We start from the raw sequence: 23,213 nt of genomic DNA, 5'->3' as shown, positions 1-23,213 counted from the left end.
GAGCGCCGCCAACACGCCACCGAAGCCGCCCAGCAGGGCGAGCAGCACGCCGGCGCCCAGCGCGCCGGGCAGGAGTCGACCATCGACGCGGGCGGCCACGGGGGCCGGACGCGCAGCGGGTGGCGTGGCGGACTCAGGCATCGGTGCCCCAGTCCTCGGTCATCGGATCGGCGATGCTGGGCGGGAACTGCACGTGGAAACCACGCAGCGCCAGGTTCTCGCGCACCACGGCCGGGTCCTGCCGGGCCAGGCGCCGCTCCGGGGTCAACGCGACCTCGAGCACGAATTCGAGTCGGCCGAGCTGGCCGCGAAGGGGTTCGGGCAGGCGGGCGAAGTCGTCCCGTGCGGCCAGATACAGGTAGGTATCGGCTTTGCGGAGGCTCTTGTAGACGTAGGCTTGCATCGGTCGGGCGACGGCGGGCCGGGGGAACGGCCGTGGCGAGATGTTGTACACAGCATACCCGCCGACAGGGCCCGCGCGAACACGATTCGCGACGCCCGTCGCAGGCCGCGGAACCCCCGGCGGGCGGGGGTTCAGGCGATGCGCCGGCTCAGTGGTAACCGACGTCCGCGGCGATCTTGCCCTTGAACACGTTGTACGACCACCAGGTGTAGCCCAGGATCGCCGGCAACAGCACGACCAGGCCCACCAGCACGAAGCCTTGCGACTCCGGGGGCGAAGCCGCCTCCCAGATGGTCAGCGACGGCGGCACGATGTTCGGCCACATGCCCAGCACCAGGCCGGCGAAGCCGAGCACGAAGAAACACAGCGTCAGCAGGAAGGGCTTCGCGTCGCGGCCTTCGTCCATGACCGCGCGCCACAGCGCGAACGCCGTCGCCAGCACCAGCACCGGCACCGGCGAGAGCCAGAGGAAATTGGCGCCCTCGAACCAGCGCGCCATGACCCGCGAGTCCAGGAACGGCAGCCAGGCGCTGACCAGGCCCATGAACACCACCACCACCAGCACCAGCGGCCGGGCCAGGGTGCGTGCCGTCTTCTGCAGCGGCCCTTCGGTCTTGAGGATCAACCAGCACGCGCCCAGCAGCGCATAGCCGAACACGATCGCCGCGCCGGTGAGCATGGAGAAGGGACTGAACCAGTCGAACACGCCGCCGACGTACTTGCCGCCCTGTAGCGGCATGCCCTCCACCAGCGCGCCCAGGATCACGCCCTGGGCGAAGGCCGCCAGCAGCGAGCCGATGGAGAACGCCGCGCCCCAGGCCGGCTTGGCGCGGCGCGCCTTGAAGCGGAACTCGAAGGCGACGCCGCGGAAGACCAGCGCGATCAGCATCAACAGCACCGGCAGGTAGAGCGCCGACAGCACCACGGCGTAGACCTTGGGGAACGCGGCCAGCAAGCCCGCGCCGCCCAGCACCAGCCAGGTTTCGTTGCCGTCCCAGATCGGCGCGGCGGTGTTCATCATGTGGTCCAGCTGGCCCTCGTCCTCGGCGAACGGCGCCAGGATGCCCAGGCCGAGCACGAAGCCATCGAGCAGGACGTACATCAGCACGCCAAAGCCGATCACCCCGAACCAGATCACCGGCAGCACGGTTTCCATGTTCATCGCGCGTCCTCCTGGCGGCCCGGCGTGCCCGGCGCGCCGCCGTCGTCGATGGGTTCGTCGGGTACCGACAGCGGTCGCATCGGCGTCTTCTCGCCGCCCTCCTGCGACAGCGGCGGCTCGTGCGGCACCGGCCCCTTGCGCAGCAGCTTGAACAGGTACCAGCTGCCGGCGCCGAACACGATCGCGTAGGCGATCGCATAGACGATCAGCGAAGTGAGCACGGCCGCCGCCGCGACCGGACTGACGGCGTCGGCGGTGCGCAGCAGGCCATGGATCACCCAGGGCTGGCGGCCGATCTCGACCACGTACCAGCCGGCGAGGATGGCCACGAAGCCCGACAGCGTCATCGCCCGCCAGCCCGCGAGCAGCCAGCGGGTGTCGTAGAGGCGCTTGCGCCACCACGCCCACAGCGAGGCCAGCACCAGCAGCAGCATCAGCATGCCCAGCCCGACCATCACCCGGAACGCGTAGAACACCGGCTTGACCGGCGGACGCTCGCTGGCGGGCACCGCGGTCAGGGGCGCGATCTCGCCGTCCCAGCTGTGGGTGAGGATGAGGCTGCCCACGCGCGGGATCGCGACCTCGTAGTCATTGCGCTCCTCGTCTTCGTTCGGCACCGCGAACAGCACCAGCGGCACGCCCTTGCCCGGCCCTTCGCTTTCCCAGTGCGCCTCCATCGCGGCCAGCTTCACTGGCTGGTGCTCGCCGACGTTCAGGCCATGCAGGTCGCCGACGAAGATCTGCACCGGCACCGTGATCGCCGCGAACAGCACCGCCATGCGCAGCATCCGCCTGGCCGCCTCGCGATGGACGCCGCGGTACAGGTAGGCGGCCGCGGTCCCGCCGATGACGAAGCAGGTGGTGATGAAGGCCGCCAGCACCATGTGCGCCAGGCGGTACGGGAAGGAGGGATTGAAGATGATCGCCGACCAGTCGGCCGGGTGGAACACGCCGTCGACGAGGGTGTAGCCCTGCGGCGTCTGCATCCAGCTGTTGGCCGAGATGATCCAGAACGTGGAGATCAGCGTCCCCAGCGCGACCATGCAGGTGGAGAGGAAGTGCAACTTCTCCGACACCCGCCCCCAGCCGAACAGCATGACGCCCAGGAACGTCGCCTCGAGGAAGAACGCAGTGAGCACCTCGTAGCTCAGCAGTGGCCCGAGGATATTGCCGGCCTGCTCGCTGAGCACCGCCCAGTTCGTGCCGAACTGGAAGCTCATGACGATTCCCGAGACCACGCCCATGCCGAAGGAGACGGCGAAGACCTTGGTCCAGAAGAAGTACAGGTCGCGCCAGACCGTGTCGCGCGTGCGCAACCACTGGCCCTCGACGAAGGCCAGCCAACTGGCCAGGCCGATCGTGAACGCAGGGAAGAGGATATGGAACGAGATGACGAACCCGAACTGGATCCGCGACAAGAGCAGGGCATCCACGCAACGCGCCTCCACGGCACGCGGGGGAGTGCCGCGGCCCCTATTGTCCGCCTATTCATCGCACAACGAAAGTCGCGCCATGACCGATGGCCCGATCCGGCACAGGCGCGGGCTGCTACGCTGCGGCGGTTTTTCGCCGGAATGCCACTGCCATGCGACCACGCCACGCCCTCGCCACCCTGCTCGCGCCCCTCGCGCTCGCGATCGCCGTCCCGACCGCCCTCGCCGCCGACGACACGCCGACCCTGGCGCCCGACGAACCGCTCACCCTGACCCAGGCCATGGCCGACCCCGACTGGATCGGCCCCCCGGTCGAGGACGCCTGGTGGCGCTGGGACGGCCAGCAGGTGCAGTACCGGCTCAAGCGCGAGGGTTCGCGCGTGCGCGATACCTGGCAGGTACCGGTCGCCGGCGGCAACAGTGCCCGCGTCGAGGATGCCGCGCGCGCCGACCTGGACGCGCCCTACCCCGCCTACGATGCCGGCCGCAGCCGGATGGCCTTCGCCCGCAACGGCGACATCTTCGTGCGCGACCTGCGCAGCGGCGCGCTGACGCAGGTGACCCGCACCGACGCGCGCGAAAGCCGGCCGGAGTGGAGCCGCGACGGCAACCTCGTGTTCCGCGCCGGCAACGACTGGTACCAGTGGCGCGCCGGCCAGGGCGTCAGCCAGGCCGCGCTGGTGCTGGCCGAAAAGGACCCCGGCAAGGCGCCGGAGTCCGACGACCTGCGCGACCGCCAGCTGCGCTACATCGAGACCCTGCGCGAGGATCGCGACCAGCGCGACGCGGTGCGCGAGCAGGAACGCGCCTGGCGCGACAGCGACCCCACCCGCGCGCCGGCCACCGCCTACCTGGGCGAGGACGTCGTCATCGACGACAGCGCGCTGTCGCCCGATGGGCGTTGGCTGCTGGTGGTGACCGAGGCCAAGGGCGCCGACGCCGGCAAGACCGGCCAGATGCCCAAGTACGTCACCGAGTCCGGCTACGAGGAGTTCGAGGAAGTCCGCACCCGCGTCGGCCACAACGCACCGCTGCCCAACCGGCTGTGGCTGGTGGAGGTGGCGACGGCTCAGGTGACCGAGCTTGAGCTGGGCGTCCTGCCCGGGATCGACGCCGACCCGCTGGCGGCGATGCGCAAGGCCGCCGGCAAGGATCCGCTGGACGGCAACCGCGCGGTGCGCGTGGAGTCCGACGCGGGCGGCAGCGGTCCGGCCATCCACTGGACCGCAGACGGCCGTCAGGCCGCCGTGCTGCTGCGCGCGGTCGACAACAAGGACCGCTGGATCGCCACGGTCGACCCGCGCGAGGCTCGCCTGCAGCCGCGCCACCGCCTGACCGACCCGGCCTGGATCAACTGGAGCTTCAACGACTTCGGCTGGACGCCGGACAACGCGCTCTGGCTGCTTTCGGAGTCGTCCGGGCATTCCCACCTTTACCTCAGCGAGGGCGGCGGCAAACCGCGCGCGCTCACCTCCGGCGACTGGGAGGTCTCGCAGCCGCAGCTGTCGGCCGACGGCAAGCGCTTCTTCTTCACCTGCAACCGCGACTGGCCCGGCGACTACGAGGTCTGCGCGGTGGACCGCGACGGCGGCGATGTCCGCGAACTGACCGCGCTGGACGGCGTCGAGGACTTCAGCCTCTCGCCCGACGGCCGGCGCCTGCTGGTGCGCCATGCCGGCAGCTACCTGCCGCCGCAGCTGGCCGTGGTCGACGCCGCAGGCGGCGACGCGGTCGCGCTCACCGACACGCGCTCGCCCGCGTTCAAGGGACGCGACTGGATCCAGCCCGAATACGTGCAGGTGCCCAGCCAGCATGGCGCGGGGACCATCTGGGGCAAGTTCTACGGACCTGAGAACCCCGAACCGGGCCGTCGTTACCCGATCGTGATGTTCGTGCACGGCGCGGGCTACCTGCAGAACGTGCATGAGCGTTACCCGGCGTATTTCCGCGAGCAGATGTTCCATAACCTGCTCGTGCAGGAAGGCTACGTGGTGCTCGACCTGGACTACCGGGCCAGCGCCGGCTACGGACGCGATTGGCGCACCGCGATCTATCGCCAGATGGGCCACCCCGAGCTCGAGGACTACCTCGACGGCCTGGACTGGCTGGCCGAGCAGAAGCAGGGCGACCGCGACCGCGCCGGCATCTACGGCGGCAGCTACGGCGGCTTCATGACCTTCATGGCGCTGTTCCGCGAACCCGGCGTGTTCAAGGCCGGTGCCGCGCTGCGGCCGGTGACCGACTGGTCGCAGTACAACCACGAGTACACCAGCAACATCCTCAACACCCCCGAGCTCGATCCGGAGGCGTTCAAGCGCTCCTCGCCGATGGAGTACGCCGAGGGCCTGCAGGACAGCCTGCTGATCGCGCACGGCATGATCGACGACAACGTGTTCTTCAAGGACTCGGTGATGCTCACCCAGCGCCTGATCGAGCTGCGCAAGAAGGATTGGGAGCTCGCACCCTATCCGCTCGAGCGCCACGGCTTCGTGCACCCGGACAGCTGGTACGACGAATACCGCCGCATCCACGAGCTGTTCGAGCGCACGCTCAAGGGCGGCGAGTAGGTTCCGGCGATCCCGGCGCGGCGGCGGCAGCCGTCGCCCCGGGGTGGCTACGGAAAAGGCGCGTCATCCGACGCGCCTTTTCCAATGGCCTTGGCAGCGCGCGCGCCGACGACGCCGATCAGGTATCGTCCGGCACGACTTCGATCATCGAGCCGGAGACTTCCTCCCAGCTGCTGTCGGGGTCGAAGGCCTTCATGGCTTTCGCTTCAGCACCGCCACCGGGCCCCATGTCCTTCTCGAACACCACGCCCTCGTGGCTGATCATGAAACTCATGATGCCCGTGTCGCCATACTTCGCCGGCCATGCCACCAGCGCGAAGCCGCGGCTCATGTTGTCGCCCAACATGTAATCGTAGGCGCCCCCGGGGGCGGATGCGCCCTGCGAACGGAGGACATGGAACTGGTAGCCGTGCCAGTCGCCGCCCGGGGTGGCATCGCCGTAGAGCGGTCCGAGCGGGCTGAGCTCGCCGGTCGCGTCCTCGGACCAGTACAGGCCGTCGTGTTCGCCCTCGGTGCTCAGGATCTTCTGCGCATACTCGAGCACGCCATCGTCGTCCCGGTCCTTCGTTGCGTAATCGATTTGCGCATCGTGATAGGCGAGCATGGACTGCAGCGTGTTGATCTCGTTCGCCCCTATCCGACGCGCGGTGATTTCCGCGACCGCCGCCTTCGGGTCGAAATGCCATGCCCCGGATGACCTGGAAAGCGGCAGGGGCAAAGTCCAGTTGCCCTCCCCGACCACCAGGTGGGCCTTGTCGCCCTCCACCTTCAACTCATGCGCGTTCGCATAGGCCTCGAGGAAATAGTCGACGTCCGAACGATTGACGTTGTCCGTGGGGATGAAGGTGTTCCAGTCGGCGCCCAGCAGGGTCCTGAGCTTCTCGGGATCGGCCTTGTCGTTGCCGAGTGCCGCCACGAGCGCCTCGGCGGCGGCTTCGGGCGTGGGGAACGATTCCTGTGCCAGGGCCGGGGCGAGGGCGCCCAGTCCGAGCGCCACCGCGATCGCGGCAAGAAGCAGGGTCTTCGGGTTCTTCATGGGAGGCTCCTGGCTCAGCGACGACCGCGGTGGGCTTGTTGGTGCGGCGGGTGCGACGGCCGGCTGACCTGCTTGGGCGCGCTCCGCTTCTGCGGCGGTCGCTGTGCGTGGGACTGGCTGCTATGCCCCCGCGCCGCATGTGCCTTCGAGGCCTGGGGCCGGCTGGCTCCCTTGAACGCATCGTTGCGGGGCGCACTGCGTTGCGAGGCCTGGGTCCTTGCGGCCTGGCGCGCCTGCGTGTTGCTGGCGGGCTTGTTCGCCCGCTGGGCCGCCTTGGCCCGCGCCTGCTCGGGATTCGCCTTCGCGCTGCGCGCCGCGGTCTGGGCGCGATCGCGCGCCTGCGGATTGGCCTTGGCCTTGTTGGCGGCAGTCTGAGCACGCTCGCGTGCCTGCGGAGTGGCCTGTGCGCGATCAGTGGCTGCCTTCGCGCGCTCCCGCGCCTGGTCTCGGCTCCTGTCCGCGCCCGCGGCGCCCCCGGCCATGCTGCCGCGATCGCGCGCGGCTTCCTGGGCCCGCGCGCGAGCTTCGGTATTGCTGCGGGCCGGGGCCTCGATGCCGTGCTGCTGGATCGACTTGCGGGCGTTCTCCCGCTCCTGCGCACGCTTGGCATCGTCGCCACGGAACGCTTCGCGGCGTTCGCTGCCTTCCAGCTGCCGCCCGTACTGCTGGCGGCTGCGGTTGTCCCGGTAGGGCACGCCGTCGCGGTTGACGGCATTGTGGCGCCAACTATTGTCATTGAGTTCAATGCGGTTGTTGGCATTGATCCGGTTGTAGCGGTTCACGTCGACGTCGATGTAATTGCCGCCGCCATGGCCCCAGTACCCGCCGTGGTAACCCCAGTCGGGCTCGCCCCACAGCGAATCGACGACGGCCACGCCCACGCCGAACATCATCCCGTTCACCAGCGCCGAGCCGGGCTCGTAGTACCGGGGCGGGGGCGGATAGTAGGTGGGCGGATAACTCGGGTAGGGCCAGGTCCCGTAGGCCGTGGTGGGGTTGTAGCTGGGGACGTAGACGACTTCGGGATTGGACGGCTCGATGATGATCGTCTCGGTCGTGGCCGGGGCCGGGGTCGTGTCCACCGCACCGGCCGCCTCCGGCATCGGGGCGGCCTCATCGGCGGCGACCGGCGCGGCAGGCACCTGCTCGGTCGAGACGTTCTGGTACTCGTTGCTTTCCAGATTGCCCGCGTCGGCCGCCTGGTGCCGAAGCCGCTGCACCGCATCCATCACCGCATCGGGCTGGGCGAGGAAGGCATCGCCCAGGTTCTGGACCCAGGCCGGGTCCTGGCCCAGGGTCGCCAGCGCCTGCGGGAAGGCCACCAGCGACTGCACGCTGGGGTCCCAGGGCTGCCCGGCCACCGCTTTCACCGCGTCGTCGCCGCTGGCGTCGGGATGGGCCTCGGACCACTTGGCCGCATCGGCGACATCGCCCGGGTAGGTCGACGCCATCAGGACCTGCGCCAGCAAGGGATCGGGATAAAGCGCGATCGGCGCGACCATCTGGTCGAGTTCGGCCTGGCTGAAAACGGCTTCGACCGGGGCCGTGGCCGGCGGCACCTCGGCATCCGTGCCTGCTTGCGCGCTGGCGGGCGCCGCGGGCGCGGGGGGCGCCGGGTCGGGTTCCTTCGAGCAGGCACCCAGGCCAACCAGTACCACGGCCATCGCGAGCGTGAGGGTCAGGCGCATGATGCGATCTCCATACGTTGGGTCGGGCCACCGGACCGGCTGGCCAGGGAGTTACTTTCCCTTCACGCATGTTTGGAGAACGTGAACCCCGCGCCGGCCTCGAGGCCCGCCACGTGAAAACGCCCCGGACACCAGGGCGGCGCGGGGCGTTGTCGGCATCCAGTGGCCGGCGCGACGCTGTCGACCGGACAGCGCTACCAGACCACCTCGGCCATCGAGCAGTTCAGGCCCGAGCCGATGCCCAGCAGGGCGACGCGGTCGCCCTTCTTCAGGCGACCCATCTCACGCAGCTTGCTCAGCACGATCGGCACCGAGGCCGGGCCGATGTTGCCGTGCTCGTTGAAGATCGTCAGGACCTTCTTCGGGTCGATGCCGAACGCCTTCACGAAGGCCTTGGTGTGGACCTGGCTGACCTGGTGGATGACGAACTCGTCCATCTCCTCGGCCACCCAGCCCAGCGCACTGCGGGCGGCGATCCAGGTCTTCTGCGCGAGCTTGAGGCCCTCGCTGAGCAGCAGGCGGGTGTCGGTGACCATGCGGTCGAGGTTGCCGCGGCACAGGCCGTTCCACTGCGTGGCGGCACGGGTCACGCCGCCGCGGTAGCGCGGCGCGCCCGGGGCCAGCTCGGCACGGGCCAGGACCATCGCCGCCGCGCCGCAACCCAGGGTCAGCGTGGCGAGCTCGTTGCGGAACATTTCCTCGGTCGCGTCCGGCGAGGACAGGCGCTCGAGGGTCTTGTCGTAGGCCAGCCCGGCGGTCTCGCCATCGACGACCAGGGCGTAGTCGATCTCGCCGCGTTCGATCATGCGGCTGGCGATGTCCATGCCGTTGATGAAGGCGAGGCAGGCGTTGGCGACGTCGAAGTTCTGGCAGTTCTCGGACAGCTTGAGGTTGCCGCTGACGATGCTGGCCGTGGACGGCTCCAGGTAGTCGCGGCTGACCGAGGTGTTGACCAGCAGGCCGACGCGGTCGGGCTCGATGCCGGCGTCGGCCAGGGCCTTGACGCCAGCCAGCGTGGCCGCGTCGGAGGCCAGCATGTCGCCGTCCCACAAGCGGCGCGCATGGATGCCGGCGATGTCCTTCAACACGTCGGTGCGGATGCCGAGGCGGTCGAGGGTCGGCTTCAGCCGCGCATTGATTTCATCCGAGCTCAGTCGACGCGGTGCGTCGATGTGGGCAAGGCCGGCGATGGCAACGTGTTGGAACAGCATGGCGGCAGCTACCAAAAACGGAAAAGCGCGCCAGCATACCGCGTTGGCACCGCGCTTGCATCCGCCACCGAATGGGGGCGGAAAATGGAACTCAGCCGCCCAGCGGGTAGGTGTGGGCCGTCCCGCCGCCCGCGTCAGCGCCGGCCGGGGCGGCGACGCGTGCACTGCCGCCGCAACGGTAGCCGGCGAAGCGCTGCTCGCCGTCGACCGGCTCGCCCAGCGGCTGGATGGTATCGGCGCCCAGGCCGGGTCCCTCGTTGCGGGCCAGGGTCTCGAGCTCCTCGCGCACGCGCAGCGGGTTGCGGTCGTAGAACGCCACGCTGTCCTTCACCGAGACGCTGATCTCGCCGAGCTTCTGGCAGCCGGAGGGGGCCGCGCCGGCGCTGATCACGCGCACCGCGCTGGCGCCCGGCGCCATGTGCACCCAGGTGCAGCCGGCGAGGCCGCTTGAGAGGACGAGGACGCTGGCGAGGGCGGGAAGCAGGTGTCGACGCATGGCTTTGGGTTCCCCTGGCTGGATCGGGGCGCGCGGGCGCCCCCGGAAAATGAGGACAGGGCGCCTTGGCGCCCTGCGTTGGGTGTCGCCGGCCCAGTGATACAGGCCGGCACCCTCCCCGCCGCTGAACGGCGGGGAGGCGACGGGACTACTTGCGCGGCGTGCCGTCGGCGTCCAGCACCTGGACATCGCCGAGCCCCAGCGCGCGGATCGGCGCTTCGATCTTCCCGAGATCGCCGACCACGACCCAGGTCAGCCCGGCCGGGTCGATCGCCTTGGCCGCCTCGGCCACCTGGGCCGGGGTCATCGCCTGGATCTCGGCGTTGCGGCGGACGATGTAGTCGTCGGGCCGGTCGTAGCGCACGATGCCGCCGATGGTGCCCATCACCGACCCCGCGGTTTCGTATGCACCCGGCAGGCTGCGGCTCTCGTTGGCCTTGATGCGGTCGATCTCGGCGGGGGTCGGCGGCGCCTTGCCGCTGACGTACTCGCTGATCTCGCGCTGCATCTCGGCCAGGGCCTCGGCGGTCTTGTCGATCTGCACCGGCGCCAGGGCCAGCCACGGCCGCTGGCCGAGCGCGTTGGTCAGCACGGTGCGGGCACCGTAGGACCAGTGCTTGTCCTCGCGCAGGTTCATGTTCAGGCGCGCGACGAACGAACCGCCGATCACTTCGTTGGCCATCTGCAGCAGGGTCTCGCCATCACTGCCGGTGGGCGGCATCAGCTCGCCGGCGAAGATGTTGGCCTGCACCGCGCCGGGCTGGTCGATCAGGAAGACCTTGGCCTTGGCCGGCCGGGCCACCTCGGCCACCTCGGGTACCGAAGGCGCGTCACCGGCGCCGGACCAGTCGCCCAGGTGGCGGTCGAGGACGGGCACGATCTGCTTGAGCGTGGTGTCGCCGACCACGATCAGGGTCGCGCCCTCCGGGCGCACCCAGGCCTGGTGGTAGGCGGTCAGGTCGTCACGGCCCAGCGAGGCGATGGAGGCTTCGGTGCCCGAACCGCTGAACGGAATGCCGTAGGGATGGTCGGCACCGTACAGCAGCGGCGGCAGGACGCGCAGCGCGGCCGAGTTGGGGCTGGCCTTCTCCTGCTTGATGCCGGCAATCCAGCTGGCCTTGACCCGCTCGATCTCGGCCGCGTCGAAGCGCGGTGCGCGCAACATGGTCGCGAACAGCTCGAGCGAGGGCTCCACGTTCTCCTTCAGCGCCGACAGGTAGGCACTGCCGCCGTCGAGCGACGCGCTGGCGCCCAGGTTGGCGCCGAGCGATTCGGCGCGGTCGCGGAAGGTCAGCGCGTCGTAATCGCCCGCGCCTTCGTCGAGCATGCTCATGGCGAAGCTCGAGGCGCCCAGCTTGCCGCCGGCATCGGCCTTGTAGCCGCCGCCGAACTCATAGCTGAACTGCACGACGGGGATGTCGTGGCGCTCGGCCAGGATCACCCGGGTGCCGTTCTTGAGCTCGGCCCGCTGCAACTCGGGGAACTTCAGGCTCGGGAACTCGGTGGGCATCGGCACGCCGGCACTGCGGTCGACGCCGTCACCGCTGGTGCGGTACTTCGGATCGACCGCGGGGGTCGCGAACGGCGCCGGTGTCTCGGCCGGCTCCTCGGCCAGCGGGCTGCGCTCGCCGGGTTCCACGACCAGGGTGTGCGAGCCCTCGCCCAGCCACGTGCGGCCCACTGCCTGCACGTCGGCACCGGTGGTCGCCGCGACGTTGGCCAGCGACTCGCGGAAGCAGCCCGGGTCACCCTCGTAGACCGCGCACTCGGCCAGCGCGTCGGCCTTGCCGCCGAAGCCGCCGATGCGCTCGATGCCGCGGATGAAGCCGGCGCGCGACACCGTCTTGGCCTGGGCGAGCTCGGCCGCGGTCGGCCCCTCCTGGACCAGCCGGTCCAGCTCCTCGTCGATGATGGCCTCCACGCGGGCGACGTCCACGCCTTCCTTCACGTTGACCATCACCAGGAAGTTGGAACCCAGCTGGGAGCCATAGGCCCCGGTGCTGACGCTGTCGGCCAGCTTGTCGCCGTGCACCAGGCGCTTGTCCAGGCGCGAGGACGCGCTGCCGCCGAGCACCTGCGACAGGACCTGCAACTGGTCGAGGTCGCGGGTGCCGATCTGGGAGACGTTCCAGGCGCGGTAGATGCGCGCCTGCGGCACCTTGTCCTGCATCACCTCGCGGGTGTCGGCCGGGCGCCGGGCGACGTCGACCGCCGGCTGCGCCATGGTCGGGCCGGCCGGGATGTCGCCGAAGTACTTCGCGACCTTGGCCTTGGCGGTGGCGACGTCGATGTCGCCGGCCAGCACCAGCACCGCGTTGTTGGGGCCGTACCAGGTGCGGAACCAGGTCTTCACGTCCTCCAGCGAGGCCGCGTTGAGGTCGTTCATCGAGCCGATCGTGCTGTGGTGGTACGGGTGGCCCTTGGGATACAGCGCGCGGCCGAGCTTCTCCCAGACCTGGCCGTAGGGCTGGTTCTCGCCTTGGCGCTTCTCGTTCTGGACCACGCCGCGCTGCTCGTCGAGCACCTTCTGGTCGATCGCGCCGAGCAGGTGGCCCATCCGGTCGGACTCCATCCACAGCGCCATGTCCAGTGCGGTGGTGGGCACGTTCTGGAAGTAGTTGGTGCGGTCGGAATTGGTGGTGCCGTTCATGTCGGTCGCGCCGACCAGCTCGAAGGGCTCGAAGTACTCGCCGCGGTGGTTCTCCGAGCCGTTGAACATCAGGTGCTCGAACAGGTGCGCGAAGCCGCTGCGGCCGGCCGGCTCGTCCTTGCTGCCCACGTGGTACCAGATGTTGACCGCCACGATGGGGGCCTTGCGGTCGGTGTGCACGATCACGCGCAGCCCGTTGGGCAGGGTGAACTCCTCGTAGGGGATGTCGACGCGCGCGCCGGCCGCGGCCTGCGACGGGGCGGGCATGCCCCCGGCGAAGCCGCCCAGGGCGGTAGCCAGGGCAACGGCCAGCACGCCGCGCCCGAGGAGGCGGCGACCGCTGCCATGGGCATGGCGGGTGGAGGTGGAAACCGGAGCAGTGCGCGCACCGCGGACAACAAAACTCATGGACATCTCCCCTTCGTACTTGATGGTGGCACGGCGCCCACCATGGCGCCGGACATGGATGACAACGCATCATCCTAGCCCACCCCCCCCTTGCCGCCGTGGGCCACAAGTCCCGGCCGCGCACACCCCGCCTGCACCCGGGTCGTGCTTGCATGGTCGCGCGGGCCACGCCGCGCCGTCCCCGGAGGACACCATGCCCACGCCCCGACGCTGCCTGGTCACCGGCGCCAACCGTGGCCTGGGCCTGGCCTTCGTCCAGCACCTGCTGGCCGGCGGCGACGACGTGGTCGCCACCTGCCGGCAACCGGGGCGCGCCGCCGCCCTGAATGCCCTGGTCGGCGAACATCCCGGTCACCTGCACCTGCTGCCGCTGGAGCTTCGCGAGCCGCGCTCGATCGAGGCCCTCGCGCACGAACTGCCGCTGGTCTGCGACGGCCTGGACCTGCTGGTCAACAATGCCGGGGTGCTGCATTCGGGCGAGCGCTTCGGCAGCGTGCCGGCCGCCAACCTCGACGACAGCTTCCGCAGCAACGCCAGCGGTCCGTTCCTGCTCACCCAGGCCTTGTCGAAACAGCTGGCCGCGGGCGCGCGGGTGGCCAACCTGTCGTCGTCATGGGGGTCGATCACCTCGCTGGAAGCCTTCCGCACCCCGACCTACGCGATTTCCAAGGCCGCGCAGAACATGGTCACCGCCCTGCTCGCGCGCGCCTTGGCCGACCGCGGCATCGTGGTGCTGGCGCTCAACCCCGGCTGGGTCCGGACCGAGATGGGCGGCGCCCACGCTGAACTGTCCCCCGACGAGGCGGTCGCCGGGCTGCTTGAGGTGATCGACGGCGCCGGCATGGCGGACAGCGGACGCTTCCTCGACTGGCGGGGCGAAGACGTACCATGGTGACGTCCTGACCCAGGCCCGCAGGGCCTCCACCTGCTCCCGCGTTTCGCGCCCACCGCCCCCCGGAGCTTTCCGGATGGCTCGTGCGGCACCGCGCGCGGCGGAACACGCGATGTTCGACGTCATCCTCTTCCAGCCCGAAATCCCGCCCAACACCGGCAACGTGATCCGCCTGTGCGCCAACACCGGTGCCCGCCTGCACCTGGTCGCGCCACTGGGCTTCTCCCTGGAGGACAAGCAGCTGCGCCGCGCCGGCCTGGACTACCACGAGTACGCCAGCGTGCAGGTGCACGAAGGCCTGGACGCGGCACTGGCGACGATCGCGCCGCCGCGCCTGTTCGCGCTCAGCACCCGCGGCCGGACGCGCTTCGACGCGCCGCGTTACGCCGCAGGCGACGCCTTCCTGTTCGGCCCCGAGACCCGGGGACTGCCCGACGCGGTACTCGACGCCCTGCCGCCGGACCAGCGCCTGCGCCTGCCCATGCGCCCCGGCAACCGCAGCCTCAACCTGTCCAACAGCGTCGCGGTGGTGGTGTTCGAAGCCTGGCGCCAACACGGCTTCGACGGCGGCGCCTGAGCCCTTCGACTTCCTCGACTTCGGGGGCCCCGCCTACTACACCTTCGACCTGCCGTGACGGGTGGGGCGTACGGGCGGGCCTGGGCAAGCGGTTTCACGCGACCCTGAACAGCAGCAATAGTTCCTGAACCTCTCGGTTCATAATTAAGCCTGAATTGGGTTTCGCTGCGGATACTGGCTCGCACCGGGATGTGAAGGTTCCCCCGATACGACCGCCGCCCGGGCCATAACCCAAAAAAAGAGGCTGAGTCCTTATGAAGCGTTCCACCCTTTCCAAGCTTGCCGCCCTGAGCCTGATCGCCGCCGTTCCGTTCGCCGCCTCCGCGGCCGAGGGCGTGTCCTACAACTATGTCCAGGGCGGTTACATCGCCACCGATACCGACAATGGCGACGCCGACGGCTGGGCCATCGAGGGATCCGGCGCGATCGCGCCGAATTTCCACGTCTTCGGCAAGTACAGCAACCAGGAATTCGAGAATTCCAACTTCGATTTCGACCAGTGGAAGCTGGGCGTCGGCTACAACCACGAGATCAACCGCAGCGTCGACCTGCTGACCCGCGTCGCCTACGAGAAGTTCGACGCCGGCTACGGCTTCGACTATGACGGCTGGAGCGTCGAGGCCGGCGTGCGTGGCGCGTTCAGCCCCCATTTCGAGGGCTATGCCCTGGCCGGCTACGAAGATTACGAAGCGTCCGACGGCGACTTCTACGGCCGCGTCGGCGCCAACGCCAAGTTCAACCAGAACTGGAGCATCAACGGCGACGTCAAGTTCGCCGACGGCGACACCGAGTGGTTCGTCGGCCCGCGCTACACGTTCTGAGACCCCGCGCGCCCCTCCGGGGGCGCGCCACCGCGCAACACATCGCCTTGGATCTCTCTCTCCCCCGAAACATCGCGATGCTGGGCCCGGCCACTGGCCGGGCCTTTTTTTTGCCTGCGGTCCGGCGATTTGCCTGGATTCCCGGACGACCGTTGTCGGGCATCCGCGCGAGACCCCGCTCCACCGTCCCTGCGGACACTGGATGCAACCCCAACACACCGTCATCCCAGCGAACGCTGGGATCCAGCCTTTCCGGCTGGAACGGCCGGCCAGCGTCACGACAGGCGAAGGCGAGGCGCATCGAAAGATACATACGGGTTGTTGCCAACGCAGGAGACCAAGAGCTGGATCCCAGCGTTCGCTGGGATGACGGCGCAGGGTCGGGACCGAGGTTGCCCGGTTCGGCCGGGCGGCATTCCCCGGACTTGGGTGAAGAACCAATAAAAAGCCCCGCAGGCAGGGGGGCCGGCGAGACTGGGGAACGGCGCTTGGGGAGCGGCAGTCCCGTAGGGTGCAATAAGCGAAGCGCATTGCACCATTTCCGCGCACCACCGCCGGCGACCCGATGCAGCCCCCCGCGACGCGGCCTCGGCAGCCCGTCGCGAATCGCGGGCAATAAAAAGCCCCGCAGGCAGGGGGGGCCGGCGGGGCTGGGGAACGGCGCCTGGGGAGGGGCAGACCGTTCCGGGGGATCACTCCAGGGGAGGGGAGAGATCAGCGACAGGCGTTGCACCTGTCGCGATATATATGACCATTCCGAGCATGGATGGTTCGTGAAGATTGGGGTTAAGAAATTGTTGGATTCAGAGACGGTTCACCCTGTATTTCAGGGCCTGCGCACGCTGTCTCCGTACTGTGCCGCATCGGTCTTCCTGAACGGGCGCGACGGCGGTTTCCATGCACTTAGTGCGCTTCTTCCCAGTTCATGCCGACGCCGCTGTCGACGACCAGCGGGACGCGCAATTCGGCCGCCCGGCACATCCGGCGCGTGACTTCGTCCAGCAACGTCTCGACGAAACCCTCGTCGACCTCGAAAACGAGTTCGTCGTGCACCTGCAACACCGTCAGCGCGCGCTCGGCATGCCCCTCCAGCCAGCCGTGGATGTCGATCATGGCCCGCTTGATGATGTCGGCGGCCGTCCCCTGCATCGGCGCATTGATCGCGGCACGCTCGGCGCCGGCGCGCAGGCCCTGGTTGCGGGCCCCGATGTGCTCCAGGTAGAGGCGGCGGCCGAACACGGTTTCCACGTAGCCCTGTTCGCGCGCCTGGGCGCGGGTGCGGTCCATGAAATCGCGCACGCCCGGGTAGCGGCCGAAGTACAGGGCGATGTAATCCTGCGCCTCGCCGCGGGAGACGCCGAGCTGCTTGGCCAGGCCGAACGCGCTCATGCCGTACATCAGGCCGAAGTTGATCGCCTTGGCGGCGCGCCGCTCGTTGGGCTCGACCGCGTCGATGGCCTTGCCGAACACCTCGGCCGCGGTCGCCTTGTGGATGTCCGCGCCGGAGGCGAAGGCCTGCACCAGGCCTTCGTCGCCCGACAGGTGGGCCATGATCCTAAGCTCGATCTGCGAATAGTCGCAGGCGACGATGCGCCGTCCCGGCGGCGCCACGAAGGCGGTGCGGATGCGGCGGCCGTCGTCGGTGCGGATCGGGATGTTCTGCAGGTTCGGCTCGCTGGACGCCAGGCGGCCGGTCGCCGCGCCGGCCTGGTGGTAACTGGTGTGCACGCGGCCGGTCCCGGGATTGACCATCTCCGGCAGCTTCTCGGTGTAGGTGTTGCGCAGCTTGTTCAGCCCCCGGTACTCGAGGATCACGCGCGGCAGTTCGTGCTGGTCGGCGATCGCTTCGAGCGCCTCCTCGTTGGTGCTCGGCTGGCCCTTGGGCGTCTTCACCAGCGCCGGGAGGCCCAACTCGTCGAACAACAGGGCGCCCAGCTGCTTGGGCGAGTCGAGGTTGAAGCTGCGACCGGCCAGCTCGGTGGCTTTCTGCTGGGCCGCGAGCATGCGCTTGCCCAGGTCGGCCGACTGCCGCCGCAGTTCGTCGCCGTCGATCATCACGCCATTGGCCTCGATGCGCTCCAGGACGCGCACCAGCGGCATCTCGATGTCGCGGTAGACCTGCTCGAGCGCCGGCACCTCCGCCAGCCTGGGACCCAGCACCTGGTGAAGCCGCAGGGTCACGTCCGCGTCCTCGGCCGCGTAGCGGGTGGCGTCGTCCAGCGCCACCTGCGAGAACGGGATCGCCTTGGCGCCCTTGCCGGCCACGTCGGCGTACTTGATGGTCTCGTAGCCCAGGTAGCGCTGCGCCAGCGAATCCATGTCGTGGCGCGTCGCGGTGGCGTTGAGGACGAAGCTCTCGAGCATGGTGTCGTCGGCGTAGCCCTGGACGTCGACGCCATGCCGGCGCAGGACGTGCAGGTCGTACTTGCCGTGTTGGCCGATCTTGCCCGTGCCGGCATCGGCCAGCACCGGCCGCAGCGCATCCAGCACCACGTCCATCCCCAGCTGGGCGGGTGCGCCGGGGTAGTCGTGCGCGAGCGGCACGTAGCAGGCGCTGCCGGCGCTCACGGCGAAGCTCAGCCCGACCAGGCGCGCGCGCATGGGATCGAGCGAATCGGTCTCGCAATCGAAGGCGAAGGCGCCGGCCGCCTCGAGCTTCGTGCGCCAGGCCTCCAGCTGCGCCGGCTCGGTGACGCATTCGTACTCGCCGGGCGCCGCCAGGGCCGGGTCTGGGGCCTCGGGCGCGGCCGTGCTACTGCGCGCATGGCCGGCGGCCGTGTTGCGCATGCCGGCCACCTCGGCGCTGGCCTGGGCATCGGCCGCGGCGTCGCCGCCCTCGAGCTCGCGCAGGGCCTGCTTGAAGCCGTAGCGCGCGTACAGCACGCGCAGGGCGTCGGTGTCCGGCGCGCGCAGGCCCAGGTCGGTGGGCGTGCTGTCGAGGGCGACGTCGGTCTTGATCGTCACCAGGGTGCGGTTGAGCGGCAGGCGGTCGAGCGCTTCGCGCAGGTTCTCGCCGATCTTGCCCTTGATGCCCGGCGCGTTCTCGATGACGCCGTCGAGGCTGCCATATTCGCCCAGCCACTTGGCCGCGGTCTTGGGACCGCACTTGGTGACGCCGGGGACGTTGTCCACCGCATCGCCCATCAGCGCCAGGTAGTCGACGATCTGGTCGGGACGCACCCCGAACTTGTCGACCACCGCCTGCTCCGAATCCATGCGGCTGCCGCTCATCGTGTTGACGAGGTGGACGTGTGGCCCGACCAGCTGGGCGAAGTCCTTGTCGCTGGTGGAGATGGTGACCTCGATGCCGCGGGCGGCGGCCTGCTGGGCCAGGGTGCCGATGACGTCGTCGGCTTCCACGCCCGGGACGCGCAGGATCGGCATGCCGAGCGCCTCGACGATGTCGCACATCGGCTGCACCTGTGCGCGCAGCTCGTCGGGCATGGGCGGACGGTTGGCCTTGTAGTCGGCGTACAGGTCGTCGCGGAAGGTCTTGCCGGGGGCGTCGACCACGAAACTGACGTAGTCGGGCTTTTCCTTGAGCGTGGCGCGCAGCATGTTGACCACCCCGAACAGCGCGCCGGTCGGCTCGCCGGCGTCGTTGCTCAAGGGCGGGAGCGCGTGGAACGCGCGGTAGAGGTAGCTGGAGCCGTCGATCAGGACGAGGCGGGGCGTGGTGTCGGTCATGCGGCGATTCTACGCCCGGTGCCCGCCCGGTCGGGCCCCGCGGATGGTCGCTACGCGGGACGCGTCCACTTCACGTGCGCGCGCGGCGGCGTATGCTGGCGCCATCGCATCGGCGCGCGGCCCCGAGCCGCCCGGCCCCCGACCAACACGACCCAAGGACCCGTCATGCGCATCGCCCTGCCCGCCCTGCTCGCCCTGTCCCTTGCCGCCTGCGCCAGCGGCGGCGGCTACGGCGCCGACCCCACCGCCAACCTGGCCAATCCGGAAGTCATCCGCAGCGAACAGCCCAACGGCGACGTGATCGAGGAATACCGGGTCAACGGACGCCTGCAGGTGGTCAAGGTCACGCCCGCGCGTGGCCCGGTCTACTACCTGGAAGACCGCGACGGCGATGGCCGCCCGGACAACGGCGAGACCGTGTCGCCCGTGCTGTGGAAACTCTTCGAGTGGGATTGAGGCGAAACCTCGCCACTCGACGCTGAGCACCCCCGGAAAGCGGAATGCCGACGCGGGGCGTCGGCATTCCGGGGACGGCGGCCCCGGGCGAGCGCCGGGACCGCGGCTGCGAAGGCGCGCTACGCGCCTTCGGCACGCATCAGAGCGCGGCGTCCTTGAGCTTCTTCAGCGGACGCACCTTCACCTTGACGGTGGCGGGCTTGGCAGCGAAGACCTGCTCTTCCTTGGTGAAGGGGTTGATGCCCTTGCGCTTGGGCTTGGCCGGCACCTTGACCGAGGTGATCTTCAGCAGGCCCGGCAGGGTGAACGAACCCGCGCCCTTCTTGCTGATCGAACCGGCGACGGTGTTCTCCAGCGATGCCAGCACGGCACGCACGTCCTTGGCGGCCACGCCCGACGCGTCGGCGATGTGCGCGACCAGGCCCGACTTGGTCAGGGCTTCCTTGATCGGCTTCGGCGCGGCCGGCTTGGCGGCGGCCGCCTTCGGCGCGGCTTTCTTTACGGCTTTCTTTGCAACAGTCTTCTTGGCCATGCGTGTCCCCTGGTGGGTAATGGTGTTGGGTATGCCTGGAATCCCCCGGCAACCGGAATGTAGGGCAAGCCCGGCGCCACGCCAAGCGGTCGTGCACCAAAAAACGCCTGAAATCGGCCAATAATCGAAAAAAAGTCGAAAAAGCCCCGGCTCAGGCCGGCTGCAGGTTGGCGTAGGCGAGCACCAGCCACTTGCTGCCGGCCTCGTCGAAGTTGACCTGGACCCGGGCATGCGCCCCGCTGCCCTCGTAGTCGATGACGGTGCCGCTACCGAACCTGGGGTGCGTCACGGAGGCGCCGAGAGGGATCGAAGGCCCTTCGATGGCGGCATGGCCCATGGCCCGCCTGGGCCGTGCCGACGCCATGGGGCGCGACACCTGCACCTTGGGCCGCACCTCGTGCAGGAGCGCCGGCGGGATCTCGCGCAGGAAGCGCGAGGGCATGCCGAACATGTCCATGCCGTGGATGCGCCGGCTCTCGGCATAGCTGAGCACCAGCTTCTCGCGCGCGCGCGTGATGCCCACGTAGGCCAGCCGCCGCTCCTCCTCCAGGCGACCGGATTCCTCGGTCGACTTGCTGCTCGGGAACAGGCCTTCCTCCAGTCCGCCCAGGAACACCAGCGGGAACTCCAGGCCCTTCGCGCTGTGCAGGGTCATCAGCTGCACGCCGTCCTCGCCGGCCTGCGCCTGCCCCTCGCCGGCCTCCAGCGAGGCATAGCTCAGGAACGCGACCAGTTCGGGCATCGCCGCCGCGTCCTCCTCGTCGGCGCGCACGAAGCGCGAGGCCACCGAGACCAGCTCGTCGAGGTTGTCGGTGCGCGAGTCGAGCTGCCCGCGCGATTCGTTGGCGTAGTGCTCGCGCAGGCCCGAACGCGCGAGCACATGGTCGACCTTCTCCGGCAGCGGCATGTCCGCCAGCTCCGCGTCCAGCGTGTCGATCAGCTGCACGAAGGCCGCCAGCGCGTTGCGCGCGCGTGCGGCAAGGCCGCTCTCGACGCTGATCCGCTGCGCCGCGTCCCACAGCGGCAGCCGGTCGGCGCGGGCGCGCTTGCGCACCTCGTCCAGCGTGCGCTCGCCGATGCCGCGGGTGGGGGTGTTGACCGAGCGCTCGAAGGCGGCGTCGTCGGCGCGGTTGGACACCAGCCGCAGGTAGGCCAGGGTGTCCTTGATCTCGGCGCGCTCGAAGAAGCGAAGGCCGCCGTAGACGCGGTACGGCACCTGTTCGGCAAGCAGGGTCTCTTCGAACACGCGCGACTGCGCATTGCTGCGATAGAGGATCGCGACGTCGCCATGGCTGCCGCCGTCGCGCACCCACTGCTTGAGGCGCTCGACCACGAAGCGCGCCTCGTCCATCTCGTTGTAGGCAGCGTAGAGGTCGATCGGTTCGCCGCTGCCGGTGTCGGTCCACAGCTTCTTGCCGAGGCGGTCGGGATTGTGCGCGATCACCGCGTTGGCGGCATCGAGGATGTTCGCGCTGGAGCGGTAGTTCTGCTCCAGGCGGATCGTGCCGGCGCCCTCGAAGTCGCGCAGGAAGCGCTGCATGTTCTCGACCTTGGCGCCGCGCCAGCCGTAGATCGACTGGTCGTCGTCGCCGACCACGAAGACCTGGCCTTCCTCGCCGGCCAGCACGCGCACGAAGGCGTACTGGATGGCGTTCGTGTCCTGGAACTCGTCGACGAGGATCTGGCGGAAACGATGGCGGTAGTGCGCCAGCAGGGCCGGGTTGTCGCGCAGCAGCTCGTGCGCGCGCAACAGCAGTTCGGCGAAGTCGACCAGGCCGGCGCGATCGCAGCGCTCCTGGTAGGCCGCGTAGACCTTGCGCATCACGTCGGCCCATTCGTCCTGGCCGCCCTGCAGGTGTTGCGGGCGGCGGCCTTCGTCCTTCTGCGCGTTGATCCACCAGGTGATCTGCCGCGGCGGGAAACGGGTGTCGTCGAGTTCCAGCGCCTGCACGACCCGCTTGACCAGGCGCAGCTGGTCGTCGGAGTCCAGCACCTGGAAGGTCTCCGGCAGCTTTGCCTCCTGCCAGTGCAGGCGCAGCAGGCGATGGGCAAGGCCGTGGAAGGTACCGATCCACATGCCGCGCGCGCCGTGTGCCAGCTGCGCGTCGACGCGCGCGCGCATCTCGCCGGCGGCCTTGTTGGTGAAGGTCACCGCGAGGATGCCGTGGGTCGGCACGGCGAAGACTTCGTTCAGCCAGGCAATGCGGTGGGTGAGGACGCGGGTCTTGCCGGAACCGGCGCCCGCGAGGACCAGATAGTGGCCGGGAGGCGCGCTGACGGCCTCGCGCTGGGCCGGGTTCAGCCCGTCGAGCAGGTGGGAAACATCCATCGCGCCATTGTACGCTGCGGGCATGGACGCGCCGCTGCGACCGCTCGCATGGAATCGCCCGCGCTTGCATGGGTGGGCCTGCGGGTGGCCCTGCCTGTGGGCCTTGCTCGCAGGGGCGGCACCGGCCTGGGCCGGGGATGCGTCGCCTGCCGGCAATGCGACCGTGCAGGCAAGGGTGCTGGACCTGCGCGGGGGCGAGCTGCGGATCGAGCTCCCCGACGCGCCCCCCGCGCGGCGACGGATGCTGCAGGCGTGGGTCGACGAAGTCGCCGCGGGCATCCCGGCGACGTTCGGTCGCTGGCCGCTGGAACGCGCGTGGGTCCGGATCGTCGAGATCGACAGCCGCGACCGCAGTCCCGTGCCCTGGGGCCAGACCCAGCGCGGCGGCGCGTCGCCCGGCGTGCTGCTGTACGTGCGCGAGGATGCAGGCCTGGCCGAACTGCGCGGCGACTGGACCGCGACCCACGAGTTCGCGCACCTCTTCCATCCCTACCTCGGCCGGGAAGGCCGCTGGCTGGCCGAAGGCTTGGCGAGCTACTACCAGAACGTGGTCCGCGCCCGCGCCGGCATGATGGCCCCGCGCGAGGCCTGGCGCGAGCTGGACGCCGGGTTCCGCCGCGGCGAGCGCGACACCCGCGCCGGTCCACTGGCGTCGGCCGCTCGCGGGGAGACCATGCGCGTGTACTGGGCCGGCGCGGCGTTCTGGCTGGAAGCCGACCTCGCCCTGCGCAGGCACGGGCAGGACCTCGAGGGCGTGCTGGCGGCCCATGCCGCGTGCTGCCTGGCGACCGCGCCCGCGCGCGACCCCGGGGGCTTCGTCGCCGCACTCGATCGCATCGCCGGGACGTCGCTGCTGGCGCCCCTG

At 69.7% G+C, this 23,213-nt stretch carries 16 protein-coding genes and 1 pseudogene; 6 read left to right on the top strand and 11 right to left on the bottom strand.

Annotation, left to right across the window (positions count from 1 at the left end; all coding sequences use genetic code 11):
* Window positions 1–133: 133 nt before the first annotated feature.
* The 3 genes from FKV25_RS06360 to FKV25_RS06350 all read right to left on the bottom strand — a co-directional run bounded on the left by FKV25_RS06360 (window position 134) and on the right by FKV25_RS06350 (window position 2,998).
* Window positions 134–403: a YcgL domain-containing protein gene (locus FKV25_RS06360; protein WP_141517952.1), complete on the bottom strand. Its 270-nt coding sequence runs from the start codon at window positions 401–403 to the stop codon at window positions 134–136.
* A 148-nt stretch (window positions 404–551) separates the two neighbouring features.
* A complete protein-coding gene (gene cydB, locus FKV25_RS06355) occupies window positions 552–1,565 on the bottom strand; it encodes a cytochrome d ubiquinol oxidase subunit II (protein WP_141517951.1) in 1,014 nt (337 codons plus the stop codon).
* Window positions 1,562–2,998: a cytochrome ubiquinol oxidase subunit I gene (locus tag FKV25_RS06350; protein ID WP_141517950.1), complete on the bottom strand. Its 1,437-nt coding sequence runs from the start codon at window positions 2,996–2,998 to the stop codon at window positions 1,562–1,564. The genes cydB and FKV25_RS06350 overlap by 4 nt, the downstream gene beginning before the upstream one ends.
* A gap of 152 nt (window positions 2,999–3,150) precedes the next feature.
* Between FKV25_RS06350 and FKV25_RS06345 the strand changes: the two genes are divergently transcribed.
* Window positions 3,151–5,565: a S9 family peptidase gene (locus tag FKV25_RS06345; RefSeq protein WP_141517949.1), complete on the top strand. Its 2,415-nt coding sequence runs from the start codon at window positions 3,151–3,153 to the stop codon at window positions 5,563–5,565.
* Between the two features lie 118 nt (window positions 5,566–5,683).
* On the opposite strand, the gene FKV25_RS06340 is transcribed toward FKV25_RS06345, so the two are convergent.
* The 5 genes and pseudogenes from FKV25_RS06340 to FKV25_RS06320 form a co-directional block, all read right to left on the bottom strand.
* Window positions 5,684–6,601, bottom strand: a complete 918-nt coding sequence (locus FKV25_RS06340; protein WP_141517948.1) for a DUF2950 domain-containing protein — start codon at window positions 6,599–6,601, stop codon at window positions 5,684–5,686.
* A gap of 14 nt (window positions 6,602–6,615) precedes the next feature.
* Window positions 6,616–8,289, bottom strand: a complete 1,674-nt coding sequence (locus FKV25_RS06335; RefSeq protein WP_141517947.1) for a DUF3300 domain-containing protein — start codon at window positions 8,287–8,289, stop codon at window positions 6,616–6,618.
* A gap of 194 nt (window positions 8,290–8,483) precedes the next feature.
* The gene (locus FKV25_RS06330; RefSeq protein ID WP_141517946.1) at window positions 8,484–9,500 is read right to left on the bottom strand and encodes a 3-oxoacyl-ACP synthase III; all 1,017 of its coding nucleotides are present in this window, start codon (window positions 9,498–9,500) and stop codon (window positions 8,484–8,486) included.
* A 172-nt stretch (window positions 9,501–9,672) separates the two neighbouring features.
* Window positions 9,673–9,996 (bottom strand): annotated as a pseudogene (locus tag FKV25_RS06325) (DUF4156 domain-containing protein); the annotation flags it as partial.
* 148 nt (window positions 9,997–10,144) lie between these two features.
* Window positions 10,145–12,913, bottom strand: a complete 2,769-nt coding sequence (locus tag FKV25_RS06320; protein ID WP_246071958.1) for a M16 family metallopeptidase — start codon at window positions 12,911–12,913, stop codon at window positions 10,145–10,147.
* Window positions 12,914–13,247: 334 nt separating this feature from the next.
* On the opposite strand from FKV25_RS06320, the gene FKV25_RS06315 reads away from it, so the two are divergent.
* The 3 genes from FKV25_RS06315 to FKV25_RS06305 all read left to right on the top strand — a co-directional run bounded on the left by FKV25_RS06315 (window position 13,248) and on the right by FKV25_RS06305 (window position 15,344).
* The gene (locus tag FKV25_RS06315) at window positions 13,248–13,949 is read left to right on the top strand and encodes an SDR family oxidoreductase (RefSeq protein WP_141517943.1); all 702 of its coding nucleotides are present in this window, start codon (window positions 13,248–13,250) and stop codon (window positions 13,947–13,949) included.
* A 109-nt stretch (window positions 13,950–14,058) separates the two neighbouring features.
* Window positions 14,059–14,523, top strand: coding sequence for a tRNA (cytidine(34)-2'-O)-methyltransferase (locus tag FKV25_RS06310; RefSeq protein ID WP_141517942.1), 465 nt, complete (start codon window positions 14,059–14,061; stop codon window positions 14,521–14,523).
* A 254-nt stretch (window positions 14,524–14,777) separates the two neighbouring features.
* Window positions 14,778–15,344, top strand: coding sequence for an OmpO family porin (locus FKV25_RS06305; RefSeq protein WP_141517941.1), 567 nt, complete (start codon window positions 14,778–14,780; stop codon window positions 15,342–15,344).
* A gap of 903 nt (window positions 15,345–16,247) precedes the next feature.
* Here the strand turns inward: FKV25_RS06305 and polA are convergent.
* A complete protein-coding gene (gene polA / locus FKV25_RS06300; RefSeq protein ID WP_141517940.1) occupies window positions 16,248–19,031 on the bottom strand; it encodes a DNA polymerase I in 2,784 nt (927 codons plus the stop codon).
* Between the two features lie 165 nt (window positions 19,032–19,196).
* Here polA and FKV25_RS06295 point away from each other — a divergent pair, with 165 nt between their 5' ends.
* On the top strand, window positions 19,197–19,487 hold the full coding sequence (locus FKV25_RS06295; RefSeq protein ID WP_141517939.1) for a DUF2782 domain-containing protein: 291 nt from the start codon (window positions 19,197–19,199) through the stop codon (window positions 19,485–19,487).
* Between the two features lie 139 nt (window positions 19,488–19,626).
* On the opposite strand, the gene FKV25_RS06290 is transcribed toward FKV25_RS06295, so the two are convergent.
* On the bottom strand, window positions 19,627–20,019 hold the full coding sequence (locus FKV25_RS06290; protein WP_141517938.1) for an HU family DNA-binding protein: 393 nt from the start codon (window positions 20,017–20,019) through the stop codon (window positions 19,627–19,629).
* Window positions 20,020–20,170: 151 nt separating this feature from the next.
* On the bottom strand, window positions 20,171–22,348 hold the full coding sequence (gene uvrD, locus FKV25_RS06285; RefSeq protein WP_141517937.1) for a DNA helicase II: 2,178 nt from the start codon (window positions 22,346–22,348) through the stop codon (window positions 20,171–20,173).
* A gap of 175 nt (window positions 22,349–22,523) precedes the next feature.
* On the opposite strand from uvrD, the gene FKV25_RS06280 reads away from it, so the two are divergent.
* Window positions 22,524–23,213, top strand: a 690-nt coding sequence (locus tag FKV25_RS06280) for a M61 family metallopeptidase (protein WP_211345382.1), incomplete at its 3' end; no start/stop codon positions are given.

This window comes from Marilutibacter aestuarii, from assembly GCF_006546775.1.
In the GTDB taxonomy this organism is placed as follows: Bacteria; Pseudomonadota; Gammaproteobacteria; order Xanthomonadales; family Xanthomonadaceae; genus Marilutibacter; species Marilutibacter aestuarii.
Note: the sequence above shows the minus strand (reverse complement) of the source record. Positions and strands in the feature narration are given on the sequence as shown.

What these genes read in the sequence shown, in the direction of transcription:
- FKV25_RS06335 (WP_141517947.1), bottom strand. Translation starts at nt 8,289, where the DNA reads ATGCGCCTGACCCTCACGCTCGCGATGGCCGTGGTACTGGTTGGCCTG.
- FKV25_RS06290 (WP_141517938.1), bottom strand. Translation starts at nt 20,019, where the DNA reads ATGGCCAAGAAGACTGTTGCAAAGAAAGCCGTAAAGAAAGCCGCGCCG.
- FKV25_RS06315 (WP_141517943.1), top strand. Translation starts at nt 13,248, where the DNA reads ATGCCCACGCCCCGACGCTGCCTGGTCACCGGCGCCAACCGTGGCCTG.
- polA (WP_141517940.1), bottom strand. Translation starts at nt 19,031, where the DNA reads ATGACCGACACCACGCCCCGCCTCGTCCTGATCGACGGCTCCAGCTAC.
- FKV25_RS06310 (WP_141517942.1), top strand. Translation starts at nt 14,059, where the DNA reads ATGTTCGACGTCATCCTCTTCCAGCCCGAAATCCCGCCCAACACCGGC.
- cydB (WP_141517951.1), bottom strand. Translation starts at nt 1,565, where the DNA reads ATGAACATGGAAACCGTGCTGCCGGTGATCTGGTTCGGGGTGATCGGC.
- FKV25_RS06320 (WP_246071958.1), bottom strand. Translation starts at nt 12,913, where the DNA reads ATGCCCGCCCCGTCGCAGGCCGCGGCCGGCGCGCGCGTCGACATCCCC.
- FKV25_RS06305 (WP_141517941.1), top strand. Translation starts at nt 14,778, where the DNA reads ATGAAGCGTTCCACCCTTTCCAAGCTTGCCGCCCTGAGCCTGATCGCC.
- FKV25_RS06345 (WP_141517949.1), top strand. Translation starts at nt 3,151, where the DNA reads ATGCGACCACGCCACGCCCTCGCCACCCTGCTCGCGCCCCTCGCGCTC.
- FKV25_RS06330 (WP_141517946.1), bottom strand. Translation starts at nt 9,500, where the DNA reads ATGCTGTTCCAACACGTTGCCATCGCCGGCCTTGCCCACATCGACGCA.
- uvrD (WP_141517937.1), bottom strand. Translation starts at nt 22,348, where the DNA reads ATGGATGTTTCCCACCTGCTCGACGGGCTGAACCCGGCCCAGCGCGAG.
- FKV25_RS06295 (WP_141517939.1), top strand. Translation starts at nt 19,197, where the DNA reads ATGCGCATCGCCCTGCCCGCCCTGCTCGCCCTGTCCCTTGCCGCCTGC.
- FKV25_RS06340 (WP_141517948.1), bottom strand. Translation starts at nt 6,601, where the DNA reads ATGAAGAACCCGAAGACCCTGCTTCTTGCCGCGATCGCGGTGGCGCTC.
- FKV25_RS06360 (WP_141517952.1), bottom strand. Translation starts at nt 403, where the DNA reads ATGCAAGCCTACGTCTACAAGAGCCTCCGCAAAGCCGATACCTACCTG.